Origin of the sequence: Corynebacterium sp. CCM 9204, assembly GCF_041357695.1 — a bacterium.
GTDB lineage: Bacteria > Actinomycetota > Actinomycetes > Mycobacteriales > Mycobacteriaceae > Corynebacterium.
In genome coordinates this window covers 344,807-362,729 of the sequence record NZ_JAUERX010000001.1, presented here as the reverse complement: position 1 = coordinate 362,729, position 17,923 = coordinate 344,807, and the positions used below count along the sequence as shown (strand labels likewise).

General features: G+C 60.2%; 16 protein-coding genes. 10 read left to right on the top strand and 6 right to left on the bottom strand.

What is annotated here, in order from left to right; all coding sequences use genetic code 11:
* The first annotated feature begins 108 nt into the window (after positions 1–108).
* Together cobT and QWU43_RS01605 are read left to right on the top strand one after the other, a co-directional pair.
* Positions 109–1,152 carry a nicotinate-nucleotide--dimethylbenzimidazole phosphoribosyltransferase gene (cobT, locus tag QWU43_RS01610; RefSeq protein WP_370916985.1) on the top strand — a complete coding sequence of 348 codons (1,044 nt, stop codon included), beginning with the start codon at positions 109–111 and terminating at the stop codon, positions 1,150–1,152.
* A gap of 2 nt (positions 1,153–1,154) precedes the next feature.
* Positions 1,155–2,006 carry an adenosylcobinamide-GDP ribazoletransferase gene (locus QWU43_RS01605; protein ID WP_370916984.1) on the top strand — a complete coding sequence of 284 codons (852 nt, stop codon included), beginning with the start codon at positions 1,155–1,157 and terminating at the stop codon, positions 2,004–2,006.
* 115 nt (positions 2,007–2,121) lie between these two features.
* On the opposite strand, the gene QWU43_RS01600 is transcribed toward QWU43_RS01605, so the two are convergent.
* Positions 2,122–3,237 carry a branched-chain amino acid aminotransferase gene (locus tag QWU43_RS01600; protein ID WP_370913791.1) on the bottom strand — a complete coding sequence of 372 codons (1,116 nt, stop codon included), beginning with the start codon at positions 3,235–3,237 and terminating at the stop codon, positions 2,122–2,124.
* A 182-nt stretch (positions 3,238–3,419) separates the two neighbouring features.
* On the opposite strand from QWU43_RS01600, the gene QWU43_RS01595 reads away from it, so the two are divergent.
* Positions 3,420–4,913, top strand: a complete 1,494-nt coding sequence (locus tag QWU43_RS01595; RefSeq protein WP_370913790.1) for a leucyl aminopeptidase — start codon at positions 3,420–3,422, stop codon at positions 4,911–4,913.
* Between the two features lie 77 nt (positions 4,914–4,990).
* On the opposite strand, the gene QWU43_RS01590 is transcribed toward QWU43_RS01595, so the two are convergent.
* Positions 4,991–5,386, bottom strand: a complete 396-nt coding sequence (locus QWU43_RS01590; RefSeq protein ID WP_370913789.1) for an oxidoreductase — start codon at positions 5,384–5,386, stop codon at positions 4,991–4,993.
* Positions 5,387–5,512: 126 nt separating this feature from the next.
* Here QWU43_RS01590 and sucB point away from each other — a divergent pair, with 126 nt between their 5' ends.
* The 6 genes from sucB to QWU43_RS01560 all read left to right on the top strand — a co-directional run bounded on the left by sucB (position 5,513) and on the right by QWU43_RS01560 (position 13,148).
* Positions 5,513–7,615 (top strand): 2-oxoglutarate dehydrogenase, E2 component, dihydrolipoamide succinyltransferase, encoded by a 2,103-nt coding sequence (gene sucB, locus QWU43_RS01585; RefSeq protein WP_370913788.1) that lies wholly within the window; start codon positions 5,513–5,515, stop codon positions 7,613–7,615.
* Between the two features lie 248 nt (positions 7,616–7,863).
* Complete coding sequence (locus QWU43_RS01580; protein ID WP_370913787.1) at positions 7,864–8,469, top strand: TetR/AcrR family transcriptional regulator; 606 nt, start codon at positions 7,864–7,866, stop codon at positions 8,467–8,469.
* Between the two features lie 41 nt (positions 8,470–8,510).
* Positions 8,511–9,290, top strand: a complete 780-nt coding sequence (gene lipB / locus QWU43_RS01575) for a lipoyl(octanoyl) transferase LipB (protein WP_370913786.1) — start codon at positions 8,511–8,513, stop codon at positions 9,288–9,290.
* Positions 9,291–9,334: 44 nt separating this feature from the next.
* Positions 9,335–10,402: a lipoyl synthase gene (gene lipA, locus QWU43_RS01570; RefSeq protein ID WP_370913785.1), complete on the top strand. Its 1,068-nt coding sequence runs from the start codon at positions 9,335–9,337 to the stop codon at positions 10,400–10,402.
* Positions 10,403–10,457: 55 nt separating this feature from the next.
* Positions 10,458–11,231 carry a DUF4191 domain-containing protein gene (locus QWU43_RS01565; RefSeq protein WP_370913784.1) on the top strand — a complete coding sequence of 258 codons (774 nt, stop codon included), beginning with the start codon at positions 10,458–10,460 and terminating at the stop codon, positions 11,229–11,231.
* A 297-nt stretch (positions 11,232–11,528) separates the two neighbouring features.
* Positions 11,529–13,148 carry an aspartate:alanine exchanger family transporter gene (locus QWU43_RS01560; RefSeq protein WP_370913783.1) on the top strand — a complete coding sequence of 540 codons (1,620 nt, stop codon included), beginning with the start codon at positions 11,529–11,531 and terminating at the stop codon, positions 13,146–13,148.
* 70 nt (positions 13,149–13,218) lie between these two features.
* Here QWU43_RS01560 and QWU43_RS01555 read toward each other — a convergent pair whose 3' ends face one another.
* A complete protein-coding gene (locus tag QWU43_RS01555) occupies positions 13,219–13,695 on the bottom strand; it encodes an RDD family protein (protein ID WP_370913782.1) in 477 nt (158 codons plus the stop codon).
* A gap of 210 nt (positions 13,696–13,905) precedes the next feature.
* Here QWU43_RS01555 and glnA point away from each other — a divergent pair, with 210 nt between their 5' ends.
* On the top strand, positions 13,906–15,342 hold the full coding sequence (gene glnA / locus QWU43_RS01550; protein ID WP_370913781.1) for a type I glutamate--ammonia ligase: 1,437 nt from the start codon (positions 13,906–13,908) through the stop codon (positions 15,340–15,342).
* 57 nt (positions 15,343–15,399) lie between these two features.
* Here the strand turns inward: glnA and QWU43_RS01545 are convergent, their stop codons facing one another.
* Genes QWU43_RS01545 through QWU43_RS01535 form a run of 3 tightly spaced genes read right to left on the bottom strand, consistent with a single transcriptional unit; the run spans position 15,400 to position 17,908 of the window.
* The gene (locus tag QWU43_RS01545) at positions 15,400–16,086 is read right to left on the bottom strand and encodes a DUF624 domain-containing protein (protein WP_370916983.1); all 687 of its coding nucleotides are present in this window, start codon (positions 16,084–16,086) and stop codon (positions 15,400–15,402) included.
* 38 nt (positions 16,087–16,124) lie between these two features.
* Positions 16,125–17,063, bottom strand: a complete 939-nt coding sequence (locus QWU43_RS01540) for a carbohydrate ABC transporter permease (protein ID WP_370916982.1) — start codon at positions 17,061–17,063, stop codon at positions 16,125–16,127.
* Positions 17,060–17,908, bottom strand: coding sequence for a carbohydrate ABC transporter permease (locus QWU43_RS01535; RefSeq protein WP_370913778.1), 849 nt, complete (start codon positions 17,906–17,908; stop codon positions 17,060–17,062). The genes QWU43_RS01540 and QWU43_RS01535 overlap by 4 nt, the downstream gene beginning before the upstream one ends.
* Positions 17,909–17,923: the final 15 nt, after the last annotated feature.

Sequence of the window (17,923 nt, the reverse complement as noted above, 5' to 3'; positions counted from 1 at the left end):
CGGGAACCAACAGATGGCATCCGGGAAAAGACACCAGCGTGAATGGCCTCCGTGTCAGCGGTACGGCATTCAGCTCTCACCCGAATTTTGATCGAAGGAGACAGCTCCATGACCGATGCCGATCTGTTCCCAGCCGTTACATCTCCCGATGCGGGGGCTTACCGGGCCGCTGTCGCACACCAACTCACGCTCACGAAACCCGCCGGTTCCCTCGGTCGAATCGAAGAGATCGGCGCGTGGCTCTCCGCATGTCAGGGATCTTGTCCCCCAGTCCCCCTCATTGACCCGTCTATCGTTGTCTTCGCAGGCGATCACGGGGTTGCCAGGTACGGCGTCTCGGCTTACCCGGCGGAGGTCTCGCTCCAGATGGCACGGAACATCGACGAGGTCGGCGGCGCGGGCGTGAATGTCCTTGCCCGTGCTGCGGGCGCCCGAGTCAGAGTTGCCGACATCTCCCTCGATCACGATGCCAACGGGCCGGATCGCGTTCGTCGGGGGAGCGGAGCCATCAATGTCGAGGATGCGATGACCGCCGACGAGACGTCACGGGCAATCGAGGTCGGGAGGACCATCGCCGACCGGGAAATTGACTCGGGCGCTGACCTCCTCATCGCGGGCGACCTCGGCATAGGGAACACCACACCTGCATCCGTCCTGATTGGACTGGCTACGGGTACGGAACCGGTAGTTGTCGTCGGTCGTGGTAGCGGTATCGACGATGAGGGATGGAAACGGAAGACCACGGCCGTCCGGGACGCTATGTTCCGCGCAAGGAACCTCGTGCATGATCCCGTGGCCGTGCTCCGCACAGTGTCTTCTCCCGACATAACCGCGTTGGCTGCGTTCCTTGCGCAAGCCGCGGTACGGCGTACCCCTGTGATTCTCGACGGCGTCGTGGTGACGTCCGCGGCACTGTGGGCGGAGCGTCTCGCCCCCGGAGCCTCAGAATGGTGGCTCGCCGGCCACCGCAGTGCCGAGCCCGCACACGGCATCGCCCTCGAACATCTGGGGAAACAGCCGATCATCGAACTTCAGATGCGCCTGGGTGAAGGCTCAGGCGCAGCCGCTGCCTTACCACTCGTGAAAGTCGCCGTCGACGTGATGCGTGATATGACAACGTTCGAATCAGCCGGTGTGTCCGGGGCGAACTAACGGTGTCCGGTAAAGCCGCCGAAACCACCGGCGAACACGGCCCGGCGATCACTGAGGGGCTGTCTACGGTACTGAGCTGGTTAACCGTGCTTCCTTTCCGGGGAGCCACAGTCTTCGACAGGATCACCGGGCGCAGGGCGATGGCTGTACTACCAGTCCCCGGGCTGGTCCTCGGGGCCGCCGCAGTCCTCATCTGCTCCGTAGCCGAGGTAGTGGGGTTCGGCCCCTTAGTGACCGCGATGCTCTGTGTTGTGTCTTGGGCTCTACTGACCCGCATGATGCACATCGACGGTCTCGCGGATGTCGGCGACGCGCTGGGTTCCTACGCCGCCCCGGAACGCGCACGGGAAATCATCTCGGACCGGTACACCGGTGCTCTCGGTGTCACGGCGGTCGTACTGACCGTGGGGGTACAGGTGGTTGCGTTGTCCGACCTGATCACCTCATATTCAGGTGTAAACGGACTGCTCCTTGTCGCGGTGGTGCCCGCTCTCGCCAGAATGGCGGCGATGGTCGGATGCAGCCGACTGTTCCGGCCCTTTTCCAGAACCGGCTTCGGTGCCCTGATCATCGGCACCTTACCGCTCCGATGGATCGCTCTCTGGTGGATATCCATCAGCGGACTTGTCGGTGGTACGGGTGCACTCATCCTGCCGAGTGGAGATGTTCTTCCCGAGGTCGTCACAGGGGTTGCATTCGCCGGGTTCGTTGCCGTGATCTTCGCGTTGGCGGTGGCAGGACATCTCGCGCGCAGACTGGGTGGCCTCAACGGGGACTGCATCGGGGCGTTGATAGAGATGTCCACTGCAGTGGTTACGTTGGCCCTGCTCACTGCCGTCCATTGCCGTATCTGACCAACCTGAACATCACGCCCTCCGGTGCATGGGAAGAAGCGGGCCCCCAGATCGCACAGGAAGGAGGCCCGGTCCACTCATCGACGGGTGAAAAGCGCAGAATCACCCGGCTCCATCACTCGACCAGCGTGTACAACCATCCGTGGGTGTCCTCGATCTCACCCTTCTGGATTCCGGTGAGGATCTCACGCAGTTTCATCGTGATCTCGCCGGACTCTCCACCTGCGATGTCAAAGTCTCCCTGATTGCTCTTCACGTGACCAACTGGCGTGATCACCGCCGCTGTGCCGCAAGCGAACACCTCTCTCAACCGTCCGGAAGCGGCATCTGAACGCCACTGTTCGGTGGAGATGCGGACCTCCTCGGTCCTGAACCCCTGGTCCTTCGCGACCTGGAGCAGCGAACGGCGGGTGACACCCGGTAAAAGCGAACCGGAGAGTGCTGGTGTGGCGACGGTGATTTCACCGGGTCCTGCGTCGCCGTCACCGTAGACGAAGAACAGGTTCATCCCCCCCATTTCCTCGACGTAGGAATGCTCGATCGCATCCAACCAGACGACCTGGTCACATCCCTTCTCCGCAGCCTGAGCCTGAGCTTTCAGGGAAGCAGCGTAGTTTCCCGCAAACTTGGCGGCACCGGTTCCCCCGGGGCAGGCCCGCACGAAATCCTCGCACAGCCAGACGGAGACGGGGTTGACTCCGCCACGGAAGTAGGCGCCGGCAGGTGACGCAATGACCGCATAGGTGTAACTGTTCGACGGATGCACCCCGAGTGTGCTCTCGGTCGCGATCATGAACGGTCGCAGGTAAAGCGCTTCCTCCCCACCCGCTGTGGGAACCCAGTCACGGTCGATGTCCACGAGCTGCCGTACCGATTCCACGAAAACGTCGACAGGAAGCTCCGGCATGGCCATACGGGCCGCGGACTGCTGGAGGCGCTCTGCGTTTGCATGGGGACGGAAACTACGAATGGATCCATCGGCATGACGGTAGGCTTTGAGGCCCTCGAAGATGGCCTGACCATAGTGCAGCACCGAGGTGGAGGGATCAAGGCTCAGCGGTCCGTAAGGGCGTACTCGTGCGTCATGCCACCCCTTCTCAGCGGTCCACTCGATGGTGACCATGTGGTCGGTGAAGGAGCGTCCGAAACCGGGATCTGCGAGGATCTCTGTTCGTCGTTCGGCACTGGTCGGGTTCTCGTTCCGGGTCACTTCGAATGTCAGGGAGCTCATGCGGATCAGGTTACACCTCCCCGATCCGGGAACCGGTTGTGTTCCGACGTCCCCTTATCGAGCGATGTTCCCCCGGTCAGGCTAGGCTTGTTCGCGTGCCCGGGACGGATCGTGGTACTCAGATTCATTCCGGGTTCTCGGCCATCACCGTCCGACGAAGTTATCTCTGGAGGATTATCACTGTGTCTGCCACTTTCACACTTCCGGCCCGAGGCAGTGTCCCTGCCCTCAGCCTCGCGAAGAAACTCCCCGATGACACCGACGCATTGCTCGTCGCGGTATTCGAGGGGAACGAGGGGCTCGAACTCGCTGCAACAGGCATGTTCGATGATGAGGTAGAAATCGCCGTGTGGCAGCAACTGGTTTCAGTCGGTGCCACAGGGGCCAAAGAAGAGGTCACCCGGGTACCTGGGCTCAAGGCGACCGGGGTCGGCACGGTTGTCGCGGTGGGGCTGGGAAATTCGGATGAGCTTGATGATGACCGTCTACGCCGGGCAGCCGGTGTCGCCGCCCGCGAGTTGCGGGGGTTCACGACGGTGGCGACCACGATCGGTGCGTTCGGCCTGCGGCCCGCTGTCGAGGGAATCGCCCTCGGCGCGTACGAGTACCGCGGGTTGAAGACCGATGAGGCCCCCGCAAAGAAGCGGACGGTCGGTGAGGTTGTCTTTCTCGGCGGCGACAAAAAGGAGTTCGTCAGGGCGCAGATCACCGTGGAAGCGGTGGTATTCGCCCGCGACCTGGTGAACACCCCGTCCTCTCACCTCTACCCGGAGTCCTACGCCGAGATCGCGGCGCGTGAAGCCCGAGAACACGGAATCAAGGTCGAGGTTCTCGATGATGAACGCCTGTTGAAGGACGGGTATGGCGGCATCACCGCCGTGGGCCGAGGATCCGCCAGGAAGCCCCGTCTCCTCCGCCTCTCCTGGAACCCACGCAAGGCCTCGAAGTCCGTTGCGCTGGTAGGCAAGGGAATCACCTTCGACACTGGCGGAATCTCCATCAAACCCGCCTCGAACATGGATCACATGATCTCGGACATGGGTGGTTCCGCAGCCGTCATCGCCTCAATCATCGCCGCGGCGCGCCTCAATCTGCGGGTGAACGTGACCGCCACGGTTCCGTTGGCAGAGAACATGCCCGGTGGCGACTCCTACCGACCGGGAGATGTGATCACCCACTACGGCGGAACAACATCGGAGATCTTGAATACCGATGCCGAAGGACGGCTGATCCTGGCCGACGCGATCGCCCGTGCTTGTGAGGATGATCCGGACTATCTCATCGAAACTGCGACCCTCACGGGCGCACAATTGGTTGCCCTCGGTGTGCGAACGTCCGGTGTGATGGGATCCGAAGAATTCCGGGACCGGATCGCCGCGCACGGTCGGGCTGTGGGTGAGGACGCCTGGGCGATGCCCATCCCGGAGGACGTCGCCGAAGGAATGAAGTCCTCGGTTGCCGATCTCCGTAACGTCAATCCCTCCAGGTTTGGCGGCATGCTCGGTGCCGCCCATTATCTGAGTGCTTTTGTTACCGAAGGTGTCGAATGGGTTCACATCGACGTGGCCGGGCCAGCGTTCAACACCGGTGGAGTCTGGGGGTACACGCCGAAGCGCGCCACAGGTGTGCCGGTACGCACCATCGTGGATGCACTCACCGCGATCGCCTCGGAATGACCGTCTAGTTCTTACCGACCAGGAAACCGGTTTCCGACCGATGGTCCGGAAGCCGGTTTCCTGTCTTAGGAGCCGTGTCAGGGACGCGGAGTTTCACCTCGTTCAAATCTCGCGCGACGCTCCTGCTGCTCACGACGTTTACGAAGTAGGCGCTCCCGCTCGATACGTTCGCGCATACGCTGCGGATAGCCGGTTTCCTCCACGTCATAGATGGGAACACCGAGTCGCCGCGCGACCACGTCAATACCTTTCGGCCCACCGATACTGCGGCGGATAAAGTCACCGTCACCATCCACGAGAACCACTGACATCTCGTTGACCACCGTCTCCGGTTCGACGAAACCTTCGACGAGGGCCCTACCCCCATTCCACTCCATGAGGTCAGCGAGATCGTCCTCCCGGATCGTATCCCCGGGGGCCCTCGGGGGTTTCAGGCCCGGTTTCGACTTGCTGCGACCGAATATGTTGAACACAATCAACGATTGTAGGGGGAAAATCTGATTCTCTGTGGGGCGAAGGCCACACCTGGCGGGTCGAACCGGTACTCTCAAGGTACTAAGAGCTTTACCCGACACGACGTTTTTGAGGAGTCTGACACAATGGCGTTCTCTGTAGAGATGCCCGAACTTGGTGAATCCGTCACCGAGGGCACAATCACCCGCTGGCTCAAGGAAGTCGGTGACACGGTCGAAACCGACGAGCCGTTGCTGGAGGTCTCCACAGACAAGGTCGACACCGAGATCCCGTCCCCGGTTTCCGGTGTACTGACCAAGATCCTCGCAGAAGAGGACGAGACGGTCGATGTCGGTGCGGTCATCGCCGAGATCGGCGATTCCGCTGATACGGCTGACGATTCCGACTCTGATTCCTCCGATGAGGGCGGTGAATCCGCACAGGAATCGGATACTTCCAATGAATCCGAAGAAAAGGATTCCGCGGATTCGACATCCGCGAAGAAGAGCGGTTCCGGTGAGTCGACCGATGTCGAGATGCCCGAACTCGGCGAATCAGTCACCGAGGGCACAATCACCCGCTGGCTGAAATCTGTCGGCGATACCGTCGAGGTCGACGAGGCACTCCTCGAAGTCTCCACAGATAAGGTCGACACCGAGGTTCCCTCCCCCGTCGCAGGCACCATCCTGGAAATCCTCGCGGAGGAAGACGATACCGTCGACGTCGGCGCGGTCATCGTCCGAATCGGAGACGAATCCACGTCCAGTGACGATCCGGACGATTCCGACGGCGAGGTTCCCTCCGAAGAGGAGATCCGGGCATCCGAGGAGAAAAACGAGGATGACACGGTCGAGGAAGCCGCTGATACATCCGGTTCCGGTGAGTCGACCGATGTCGAGATGCCCGAACTCGGCGAATCAGTCACCGAGGGCACAATCACCCGCTGGCTGAAATCTGTCGGCGATACCGTCGAGGTCGACGAGGCACTCCTCGAAGTCTCCACAGATAAGGTCGACACCGAGGTTCCCTCCCCCGTCGCAGGCACCATCCTGGAAATCCTCGCGGAGGAAGACGATACCGTCGACGTCGGCGCGGTCATCGTCCGAATCGGAGACAAATCCGCAAAGCCTGCCGAGGCCCCGGAATCGAAGCCGGAAAAGAAGGCTGAACCAGAAAAGAAAGCTGAACCAGAAAAGAAGGCCGAGCCGGAGAAGAAGGCCGAACCCAAGCAAGAGAAGGCTGCAGAAAAGATGACCGAGCCGGAGAAGAAGCCCGAGCCCAAGCAAGAGAAGGGAGCGGAGAAAAAGACCTCCGACAATGGTTCCGTACCGTATGTAACTCCGCTTGTCCGTAAACTTGCAGACAAGCACGGGGTTGATCTCACCTCGATCAAGGGTACTGGCGTCGGTGGGCGAATTCGTAAACAGGACGTTCTCGCCGCCGCGAACGGTGGAGAACAGTCAACAACCACTGCTCCAGAGAAGGCTTCCCGGGCCTCGACGAAGTCGGTCGACCCGGAGAAGGCGAAGTTGCGTGGAACCACGCAACGGGTGAACCGGATCCGTGAGATCACCGCGAAGAAGACCCTCGAGTCCCTTCATTCGGCCGCCCAACTGACGCAGGTCCACGAGGTCGACATGACCAAGGTGGCCGAACTGCGCAAGGCCAACAAGGTCGCTTTCCAGGAGAAGCATGGTGTCAATCTGACGTACCTCCCGTTCTTCGCGAAGGCGATGATCGAGGCCCTCGTCTCCCACCCGAACGTCAACGCGAGCTACAACGCCAAGACCAAGGAAATGACGTACCACGAGGACGTCAACCTCGGCATCGCCGTGGATACCCCGCGTGGGCTGCTCTCACCGGTCATCCACAAGGCGCAGGACATGTCGATCGCAGAAATCTCCAAGGCAATCGCGGATATCGCTCAGCGTGCCCGCGACAACAAGCTCAAGCCGAGCGATCTGACCGGTGGAACATTCACCATCACGAACATCGGTTCCGAAGGTGCCCTCACCGACACCCCGATCCTGGTCCCGCCGCAGGCTGCGATGGTCGGAACGGGTGCCATTGTGAAGCGTCCGGTCGTGGTCACCGATGACGGTGTCGACGCCATCGCCGTCCGTCAGATGGTGTTCCTCCCAATGACGTACGACCACCAGGTCATCGATGGTGCCGATGCAGGACGTTTCATGACGACTGTCCGAGACCGCCTCGAGAAGGCTGACTTCGTGGAGGATCTGGACCTCTAGCTCCGTACATTCCATGCTGATGCCCGTTGACCGCCTCCGGCGAGTGACGGGCATCAGCCTTTCCGGCTTTCTTAACAGCGACTGTTCAGTATTCCGCTGACGGCAACTCCAGCCCCAAATATGTGGTTCGTCTGGACCTGGATACAGATTCACCTGTCGCTCACGGGGTGCTGCCCGGTGGCTTCGTTCACCGGGCTGGGGCTTCGTTCCTGCGGCCACATTACGTCAACAGTGATACATTTAGGGGCGTGAATATCTCCGCCCCCACACTCCCCTCACGCACTGCGCGAGCCGAGCAAATCATAGCCACCGCCCGGGACATGACGGAATCCGAAGGGTGGGATGCCCTGACCATGAGAGGCCTCGCGGAGCGGATCGGCATTAAAGCCCCGTCACTCTACAAGCACACATCCAACAAGGATGAACTCCGTGCGATGCTCACTATCGATGCGATAGCGATTATCGGTGAAATGTTGTGGGCGACACGTGACGAGAATGGCCATTTCCATCTGGCGGATCTCATGTCCGCATTTCGGGAGGTGGCTACCGCTCAGCCGGAGCTCTACCGACTGGTTGCCAGTGGCACCACCACCTGTGAGACCCTCCAGTCAGATCCATGGCGCCGGTTACTTCAGGAGATGCAGGAGTGGGCGGGTAGCCCTGTCACAATGATCGCGGACAACGAACTTGTCGCGACAACCCTCTGGTCTGCAGCCCACGGAATCGCGTGCATGGAAACGGATAACCGTTACCCCGACGCCTCCTTCGCCGACACTGTCTGGGAAACTCTGGTCAGTACATTCGAACCCTACTGCCGTCAACAACGTACGAACGTACTCCCCTTCTGCCCCTAATTCCCTGCCAGCATTCCAGTGGTTGTACTGTTGAATCCACTATGAGTGCCCCGCGTCCTCCATTCACACCAGCAGATTCCCCAATCCGAAATTTGAGTGTCCCGCTCGTGGTCCGAGAGCTCGGCGAGGTGGACTATCGCCGGATGTGGAATGAACAGGCCGAGATAGCGAGCGCCCGCGCTGCGGATGAGATATCGGACCAGCTCCTTATGTTGACTCATCCGTCGACTTACACGGCCGGGAAGCGAACACAGCCGTCGGATCGTCCCACCAATGGGGTACCGTGTGTGGATGTTGACCGGGGTGGCCGCATCACCTGGCACGGTCCTGGACAGCTCGTGTGTTATCCCATCATCAAGCTGACAGAGCCTATCGACGTCGTGGACTACGTCAGGCGGGTCGAGGAAGCGCTGATCCAGGTTGTCCGGCAGGTCGGACTCACCGGCGCGGGCCGGATCGAGGGGCGTTCCGGGGTCTGGCTACCATCTGACGGGGATCAACCGGACAGGAAGGTGGCGGCTCTCGGGATCCGAGTGACTCGTGGGGTAACGATGCACGGGCTCGCGCTCAACTGCTGCAACACACTCGAATACTACGAACACATCGTCCCGTGCGGAATCTCAGACGCAGGAGTCACGACGCTCTCCGTGGAGCTGAACCGCACCGTGACCCCTGATGAGATGATCTCCCCACTCGCGTCCGCATTGGACGAAACACTCTCCGGCAGACTCACGGTGGCCGAGCACACCATCGGTTCTGCGCCGGACCCGTGTGCGGTTCCACCCGCTCCGGGCATCCGGGGTGGATCAGCAGAGCACTGACTGCTCTTTTCACCGTGCGGACTCCCCCGGGTAGGGTGGGGGCCGTGACTGTAGCACCAGAAGGACGCAAGCTGCTGCGGGTTGAGGCCCGTAACGCTCAGACCCCGATCGAGACCAAGCCGCGCTGGATCCGTACCACCGCCAAAACCGGTCCCGAATTCAAGGACATGAAGAAACGGGTGGCCGGAGCCTCCCTGCACACTGTGTGTCAGGAGGCGGGCTGCCCGAATCTGCATGAGTGCTGGGAATCCCGGGAGGCAACCTTCCTCATCGGTGGGTCGCAGTGTTCGCGCAGATGTGACTTCTGCCAGATCTCCTCCGGAAAACCGGAACCACTCGACCGGGATGAACCCCGCCGGGTGGCGGAATCAATCCGTGAGATGAAGCTCAATTATGCGACGATCACAGGCGTCACCCGCGATGATCTCCCGGACGAGGGTGCCTGGCTCTACGCGGAGGTCGTGCGGAAGATCCACGAGCTCAATCCAAATACCGGTGTCGAGAACCTCACCCCAGATTTTTCCGGAAAACCCGACCTCCTCCAGGAGGTATTCGAAGCCCGGCCAGAGGTCTTTGCGCACAACGTCGAAACAGTTCCCAGGATCTTCAAGAGGATCCGGCCCGCATTCCGTTACGACCGTTCGCTTGAGGTGATACGGCAGGCTCGAGACTTCGGTCTCGTGACCAAGTCCAACCTGATTCTCGGCATGGGTGAAACATACGAGGAGATCACCCAGGCGATGCACGATCTGCATGATGCAGGTTGTGACATCCTGACGATCACCCAGTATCTGCGGCCCGGACCCATGTACCACCCCATTGAGCGGTGGGTGAAACCGGAGGAGTTCCTTGAGCATGCTGAGGCAGCCAAGGAGATGGGCTTCACAGGTGTCATGTCCGGGCCACTCGTCCGCTCCTCCTACCGCGCCGGTAGGCTCTACGCCCAGACAATCGAAGCGCGCGGTGAAAAACTCCCTGAGAATCTCGCGCATCTGAAGGATACGACCGAGGGCACCACCGCTCAGGAGGCATCAAGCCTCATCAGCAAGTATGGAGCATCTCAGGACACTCCGGTGCAGAGTTTCGCCCCGTTCCAGCGCACTGGTTGCTGACCGGGGCCGGGGTCGGTGAACGCCTTCTCATCTGCCATCACCTATTGTTGTGGTCATGGCAGATGAGAAGAAGGCGGCCGCCAAGGCCGCGATGAAGGAAGAGAAAGCCGCCAAGCGGGCTCAGCGTAAGCAGACCCGTGCCCAAATGTGGCAGGCATTCAACATGCTAAGGAAACAGGACAAAAAGTTCCTGCCTCTGGCAGTACTCGCCATCATCGGTCTCGGTGCACTCGGATTCCTCATCGGACTGCTCTGGGGTGGGCAGTGGTTTATGCTGCCCATTGGTCTCGTGTTCGGTGTTCTTGCCGCCCTCTGGCTGTTCACCAACCGTCTACAGAAGTCGGTCTACAGCCGGGCGGAAGGGCAGCCCGGGGCCGCTGGTTGGGCGCTGGAGAATCTGCGGAGTGGCGTTGGCATGGTCTGGAAGACCCACACCGCCGTTGCCGCGACACCCCAGATGGATGCTGTGCACCGCGTTGTCGGTGTCTGCGGCATCGTTCTCGTTGCTGAGGGAGATGCCCGCCGGGTGAAGCCTCTCGTCGCACAACAACGTCGTCGTCTACAGCGAATAGCCAGTCAGTATCCCGTGTATGAGATCTACGTCGGTGACGGTGAGGATGCTGTCCCAGTGGCCAAGCTACAGCGTGCCTTGGTCAGACTCCCCCGGAACATCAAGAAGAATGAGGTGCATTCGTTGTATGCCCGCCTCGAGGCGATGGATGCACAACAGGGTAACCCCGGGATTCCGAAGGGGCCGGTACCCAAGGGGGGCTCAGTGGCTGGATTGAGCCGACGCGCCCGCCGGGCCGCCGAACGGAAAAAGAAGTAGTTCTCGTCTTCCGGGCCGCTTTCGTACGAGACCGTACGAAAGCGGCTTTTCTGCTTCTCCGATGTGTCCCCCGGGCAACACCCGGACATTACTACCGCCCTCATCTAGGATAAGGTATCCAAAAAGTTCCCGCCGCACATTTCTGATTATGTCCGTTTTACCACCCCTCAATAACAACCCCTCACAAACACTATTCGCAGGGTAACTCCATTATGCGCCCCCACCTGCGACTTATTGTGATCATCCCCCTAGTGAACCTTGTTGCAAAACGGACATGACCGGGGGGATCATAGAGGTGTGCAACTACTCGTCGACAATCAACTCCTGGCCCTGCTCGTCATCATGTCGATCGGTTTGGTCTTCGGCCGACTCCGAATCGGTGGATTCAGCCTCGGTGTCGCCGCCGTACTTTTCGTCGGCATCGGGTTCTCCACCATCGAACCCGAGATCCAGCTCCCGCCGATCGTCTTCATCATCGGACTCTCACTCTTCGTCTACACGATCGGACTCGAAGCCGGACCCGGTTTCTTCCGTTCCATCCGGACCACCGGTATCCGGCACAACATCCTCGGAGTCGGAGCAATTCTCATCGTCGCTTTGATTGCTCTCGCCATCATCCCCATGCTCGGGATCGGTGGTGCATCAGGTGCCGGCATGTTCACCGGAGCGATGACCAACACCCCGGCCATGGCCGCGGTGGTGGATGCCGTCCCGGGGCTGGTCAGTGACCCGGCCGAGCTTGCAGCAGTCATCGAGCTACCGGTCGTGGCGTACTCATTGGCCTATCCGATCGGTGTTTTGGGTGTCATCCTGTCGGTAGCCATACTCGGCAAGGTATGGAAGATCGATCACGACAAGGAGGCACAGAAGGCTGGCGTCGCGCCACAGAAACTCATCACCCGCCGTGTCCGCGTCGAAAGGGAGGATCTCGCCGAGATCACGAACATCCGGAACCGCCTCCACCGCCAGATCATCGTGTCGCGGATTGAGCACAACGGTAGACTTTTTCTACCGGAGCTTGGTGACACGGCGAGCGTCGGGGATATCCTCTCCATCGTCGGAACGCCGGAAGAAGTTGAACTCGCGGCAGCGGAAATCGGTGAACTGCTCCCCGGGGATCCGACGCACGATGAACGTCTGGATTACCGCCGAATCTTCGTCTCCACCAGTTCCATGGTTGGGATTCCGCTCTCGAAGTTGAACCCCAGAATGCCCGGAATGCTCGTCACCCGCGTGCGCCGCGGCGATGTCGACATGGTCGCGACCCCCGACACAGTTCTCCAGTTGGGCGACCGGGTGCGTGTCGTCAGTACCCATGATCGGATTGATCAGGCTACCCGTCTTTTCGGAGACTCCTACAAGCGACTGTCTGACATCAACCTCCTCCCACTCCTCGCGGGGATGGCTATCGGCGTGCTCGTCGGGATGATCCCGATCCCACTCCCCGGTGGCATCACACTGCGGCTTGGAAGCGCTGGCGGTCCTCTCGTCGTGGCTCTGATCCTGGGATCCTACGGACGCACCGGACGGATCGTCTGGCAGGTTCCCTACGGCGCGAATCTCGCACTTCGGCAGTTCGGTATCACGCTGTTCCTCGCCGGTATCGGCACGACCGCAGGAGCTGGTTTCAAGGAAGCTCTCGGCGATCCCGCAACCTTGAAGATCATCGCGGGTGGCGCGATCCTGACCTTCACGCTGTCCCTGTTCACGTTGTTCATCGGGCACAAGGTCATGCGGATCCCCTTCGGCCAGACTGCGGGAATCGTCGCCGGCCTACAGACTCACCCCGCGGTGCTCAGCTATGTCTCCGATCAGACCCGAAATGAACTGCCATCCATGGGCTATACGACGGTGTACCCCATGGCGATGATGGCGAAGATCATCGCCGCTCAAGCGGTGCTGTTCATACTCTTGTAGGAAAGACGCAGCGGAAAACCTGGGAATGGCACGCCATTCCCAGGTTTTTTCTTGTGACACTGCAGGGCGTTCAGCCGAGGATCACCGCTGTGCCGGTAACCCGGTCATGGAGGCCTCTCCCGTCAGAATCAACAAGAACAGGGGGAAAAATGAATACGGTGAGAACGGCACGAACCAGAGCACGGAGGAACCCGACACGTTCCATGGGACGGTCGACACGAGCGACCCCCATCTTCATCATCGCCTGCCCCGGAGTGCGGGCAAAAAGGCTGACAGTTACAACGCTGATGATGAAGAACATCAGTAGCTCGACGGTAGCGAACCCCCCGAGTGCATCCGTCATCGAGGTGACAATGACCGTAGCCAGCATCGCGACGATCCAATCCAATGCAATCCCCCCGACACGGCGCATCACACTGGCCAGGGCACCATAGCCGTTTTCGGGGAGACCGAGCCGTTCCCCCGGCCATTTTGCGGGTGCGAGCGGATTCTCGTTCTGCGCGGGAATCTTCGGTCCATCCAGCCAACTGTGTCTTTCGCGTGCCATACCCCCAATCTAGCGTCCGAACAGTGCCACTGCGCACACGGCGTGGGTTATGGTCACGCGACAGAAACTGGGTACAGTGTTGGGTATATGTGAATAGGTTCCGCATCGGCGGCCGCGCGCGGTCACTGGTCCGGCTCCCTTCATGTGAGAGATCATCCGAGACGATCATGCATCCGGCCACCCCGAACCGGCCCGCTATTAGGAGTCACCGTGGCATTTGAAACCACAGAAGACGTCACCAAGTTCATCGCCGACGAGAATATCGAGTTCGTCGACATCCGATTCACCGATGTTCCGGGAATTGAGCAGCACTTCACAATTCCCGCGTCCATGTTCGATGAGGATGCGGTCGAGGAGGGGCTCGCGTTCGACGGTTCCTCCGTCCGCGGATTCACCACGATCGATGAATCCGACATGAATCTGCTTCCGGATCTCGCCACCGCGGTGGTTGATCCGTTCCGGAAGGCGAAGACCCTCAACATGAAGTTCTTCGTGCACGATCCATTCACCCGCGAGCCGTTCTCCCGCGATCCGCGCAACGTCGCCCGCAAGGCGGAGGAATACCTCACCTCCACCGGTATCGCCGACACGTGTTTCTTCGGCGCCGAAGCCGAGTTCTACATCTTCGACAAGGTGTCCTACGCCACTGATACCAATTCTGGGTTCTACCACCTCGATTCTGTCGAGGGCTGGTGGAACCGCGGCGAGGAGGAAAACCTCGACGGCTCCCCCAACCTCGGATACAAGACCCGCATGAAGGGCGGTTACTTCCCCGTCGCTCCATACGACCACGCTCAAGATCTCCGCGACGACATGTGCCGCAATCTGGCGAAGTGTGGTTTCTCATTGGAGCGCGCGCACCATGAGGTCGGTACCGGCGGACAGCAGGAGATCAACTACCGGTTCAACACTCTCCTGCACGCAGCGGATGATCTCCAGAGCTTCAAGTACATCATCAAGAACACAGCCTTCCAGCAGGGCAAGTCGGTGACCTTCATGCCGAAGCCCATCGCCGGCGACAACGGCTCAGGGATGCACGCCCACCAGTCACTGTGGAAGGACGGCAAACCGCTGTTCCACGATGAGTCCGGGTACGCCGGTCTCTCAGACATGGCCCGCTACTACATCGGCGGTATCCTGCACCATGCTGGTGCCGTCCTCGCCTTCACGAACCCGACGCTGAACTCCTACCATCGTCTCGTGCCGGGTTTCGAGGCACCGATCAACCTCGTTTACTCGCAGCGCAACCGGTCCGCCGCCGTGCGCATCCCGATCACCGGATCCAACCCGAAGGCCAAGCGCATCGAATTCCGCGCACCGGACCCGTCCGGTAACCCCTATCTTGGCTTCGCCGCGATGATGCTCGCCGGTCTCGACGGCATCAAGAACCGCATCGAACCGCACGCGCCGGTTGACAAGGACCTCTACGAGCTTCCCCCGGAGGAGGCAGCCAGCATCCCGCAGGCGCCGACCTCCCTCGAGGCATCCCTGAAAGAGCTGGAGCGTGACCACGATTTCCTCACCGAGGGAGACGTGTTCACCGAGGACCTCATCGACACGTACATCAAGTTCAAGTACGACAACGAGATCACCCCGGTCCGCCTGCGCCCCACCCCGCAGGAGTTCGAGATGTACTACGACTGCTGACCGGATCTTGACCCTGTCCACCAGTTCGAACTGGTGGACAGGGTGATCACACGGCGTTTATTCTCGCTCTCCGACGCACCGGGTGCAGGGGCTCTTCATCGTTTCAGTTGGCTCTTCCGTGACCGGAATCCCGAAAACACGGTGGACGGGCCTGCGGACGATCAGCGCACCCAGGTACACCACGAGGCCGGTCCCGAAGGTCAGCAGGGCCAGCAGCACCCGCGCGGCCCACATCGGTGACACCGCCGCCAACGCCCAGGGTGACAGCAGGATGAGAAGCAGAGAAAGCGTCCTCGGCAGCTTCCGGAACGCCAGCGATACCGCGACCCCCAGGGTGTCGCGTGGCCCCGCCCCACCGACGGCGGCTACCGGGATCACCCAGGAACCTATCATCACGACGATGACCGATCCGCCGATGATGAACGCCCGGAACATTGTGGCCGCCGCACCGTCGGACACTGCGTCGAGAAGCGCGATTTCGTATACCGCAAGTAGAATGAGGGCGACGAAGACGCCCCACAGTGGGGTGATCCTCCGAAACACGGACCGGAAACTGCGCACATACAACCGAGGTAAGGAACCGTGTTCTCCATTGAGCCTGCGGAAGATGACACTGTAGGCCGCGGCGAGGGACGCTCCGGCGGTAACCAGAGGGATACTGCTGATTACGACGAGGACGTTCACGGTGACGACATCCGCGAACAGTGCCATCGCCGCGTGCATCCGGCCATTCACCGAGAACATCTGCTCCCCGGGCGAACTCCGTGTCCCAGGTTCCCCGCTCATCCCTTGACTGCGCCGGCTGCGACGCCTTCGATGATGTACTTCTGGGCGGCCACGTAGAAGATGATGATCGGGATGATTGCCAGCACGAGCATCGCCATCAGTGCACCAATGTCCCGGTTACCGTTGGACCCCACGAGGAACTGGACCACGACGGGGATCGTCCGGTACTCCGGCCTCGACAGTCCGATCACCAGGTACGGCAGGAGATAGTCGTTCCAGATCCACATGGTGTTCAGGATCGAGACCGTGATCGCCGTCGGTTTGAGCATCGGCATGACGACACGATAGTAGATCTGCAGTGGATTGCACCCATCGATCATCGCGGCTTCTTCGACCTCCAACGGAATCGACTTGATGAAGCCCGAGTACATGAATATGGAGAGTCCCGCGCCGAAGCCGAGGTAGAGCACGATTATTCCCCACGGGGTGTCGAGTCCCAGGGTGTCTGCGATCTTGACGGTCGGGAACATGACCATCTGGAAGGGCACGACCATGGAGAACACGAACATGTAGTAGAGCGCTGACGTCCACCAGGTCTTCACCCTGGTGATGTAGTAGGCGGTCATCGCGCAGAAGAACACGATGACGACGACTGAGCAGACAGTGATGAAGAAAGACCAGATGATCGCGTTGTAGAAACCAGACAACTGAAGCCCGGTCGCGTAGTTCTGCAGTCCAACCCACATATTCTTCACCGGCAGAGAGAACGGATCGGTCGCGATGGAGAACTTGGTTTTGAATGAGTTCATTCCGATGAAGACGATCGGACCGAGGAACACGATCGTCAGGAATACGAGCAGCGCATAGGTGAACACCTTGCCAACTGGGCCGATCGCCCCGTCATCGCGATGTGTACGACCTTGACGGGACGGATTGGCGCCCACGGGGCCGAGGGCTGCGGAATCCGGAACCCCGGAGGATGCGGATGTACTCATGCCTCGATCTCCTTTGATCTGGTTGCGCGAATCTGGAACATGGCGATCACGACGACCACCACGACGAATATGACGGCCTTCGCCTGCCCGATGCCTTCTTCGCCGATACGCAGGAACATCGTGTTGACAATGTTCAACGCGACCATCTCGGTCTTTTCCTGCGGAGCACCGTTGGTGAGCGCGAGGTTCTGGTCAAAGAGTTTGAACGTGTTGGCCAGCGTGAGAAAGAGACAGATCGTGATGGACGGCATGACCATCGGGACAGTGACATGCCGGAGGATCAGCCACTTACCGGCACCGTCGATCTCCGCGGCCTCGATCAGTTCGGCGGGAACGTTCTGCAGACCGGCAATGTAGATGATCATCATGTATCCGACCAACTGCCAGTTGATCAGCACAATCATGCCGATGTACCCGTATTTCCAGTCAGCGACGATCGTGGTGCCATACTTCGCCAGTATCGCGTTGATGATCACCTGCCAGGTGTAACCGAGGACGATGCCACCGATGAGGTTGGGCATGAAGAACACAGTCCGGAAAAAGTTCGTTCCCCGCAGCTTGAGAGTCAGTGCCCAGGCAATGGCGAATGCGAAGATGTTGACCGTGATCATTGAAACGACGACGACCATGATCGTGAAGATGAAACTCTCGGTGAAGCCACTCCTGGGATCGGCGAAGACGTCGATGTAGTTCTGTACCCCGACGAAGGTGCCGTCGGTGATCGTGGTGAAGTCGAAGAAGGACAACACGAGACCGATGAAGAAGGGAACGAGGAACGCTACGGCGAACGCCAGCAGAGTCGGGAGAACGAAGATCGGGAAGTAGTACTTGAGACTGGATCTCATCGGTTACTCTTTTCG